This is a genomic window from Streptomyces sp. IBSBF 2435, assembly GCF_036815005.1.
GTDB lineage: Bacteria > Actinomycetota > Actinomycetes > Streptomycetales > Streptomycetaceae > Actinacidiphila.
The window spans coordinates 1-1,217 of the sequence record NZ_JAJSYW010000382.1; the positions used below are offsets into that span (position 1 = coordinate 1).

Here is a 1,217-nt window from a genome sequence, read left to right on the forward strand (position 1 = left end):
GTTCGCAGGTGGGGGCGGGCGGCTGCCAGCGGGGTGAGGAGGCCGGCGGCGTCGTCGGCGGCGAGGGCGGTGTCGAGGTGGCCGAGCGCGGTGCCTGCGGTGGTGGGCAGGTCGGTGAGCGCGGTGATCTGGGCGGCGAGTCTGCGCAGGTCGGCCGCGTTCGCCCTGGCCCAGCTATCGACGGTGCGGTCGGCGGCGCGCCGGCTGCGGGTGGCGTTGACCCGTTCCTCACCGGTGGAGCCGGGTGTGCCGGGGCGCAGGCGCAGATAGCGCCGTTCGGCGGCCTGGCGGCTGGCGACGCCGAGGGGGGCGGCCAGGTCGGCCCAGCTGGCACCGGCACTCCGGGCCGTCTCGATGAGGCCTGTCTCCCAGCCGGCGAGCTGTTCGCGCACTTCGCGCAGGAGGAGCAGCGAGGCGAGTGCCTGCTGGCGGCCCTCGGCGGCTCCGGGGTCGTCGCCGGGTTGCGCGCTGCTGGCGTGGCGCAGCGCTGTCCTGATCGTCTCCAGCGCCGCGGCGGCGGCGAGGAAGGAGGCGGCCGTGCCGTGTTCGGGCGGGCCGGGTGGTGCGGTGCGGTCGGCTGTCACGGTACCTGCTTCCAGTGTCACCCTCCGGGTGACGGGCGTGTTTGTCATCGGATGGATGACATGGTACAACAGTGGGCAGGTGAAAGACACCCGGCAGCAACTGCCCGACTCCCTGGAGGTGTTCCGCGATGCTGATGCGTACCGACCCCTTCCGTGAACTGGACCGACTCACCGAGCAGCTCCTGCGCCCCGGCACCTGGTCGAGGCCGGCGGGGATGCCGATGGACGCGTACCGCGACGGTGAGGAGTACGTGGTCTCCTTCGACCTGCCCGGGGTCTCCCCGGAGGCGATCGACATCGACGTCGAGCGCAACATGCTGACCGTGAAGGCCGAACGGCGGCCCGCCGCGCACGGCGACGGGGTGCAGATGGACGTCTCCGAGCGGCCGCTCGGCGTCTTCTCGCGCCGGATCCTGCTGGCGGACGCCCTGGACACCGAGCACATCCGGGCGGACTACGAGGCCGGGGTCCTCACGCTGCGCATCCCCGTCGCCGAGCGCGCCAAGGCCCGCAAGATCGCCGTCGGCGCGAAGCGGGACCGGCAGGAGATCACCGGCTGAAGCCGGCGCGTCCCCCGGCGGGAAGCGAGCGCGCCTCCTGGGGCGCCACCGCGCCGCCCCACCGGTCCTACCC

General features: G+C 73.8%; 2 protein-coding genes. One reads left to right on the forward strand and one right to left on the reverse strand.

The window, feature by feature from the left end:
* Positions 1-632, reverse strand: a 632-nt coding sequence (locus V7E46_RS33560) for a type III effector protein (RefSeq protein WP_443054436.1), incomplete at its 3' end; no start/stop codon positions are given.
* A gap of 80 nt (positions 633-712) precedes the next feature.
* Here V7E46_RS33560 and V7E46_RS33565 point away from each other — a divergent pair.
* On the forward strand, positions 713-1,144 hold the full coding sequence (locus V7E46_RS33565) for an Hsp20/alpha crystallin family protein (RefSeq protein ID WP_333771930.1): 432 nt from the start codon (positions 713-715) through the stop codon (positions 1,142-1,144).
* Positions 1,145-1,217: the final 73 nt, after the last annotated feature.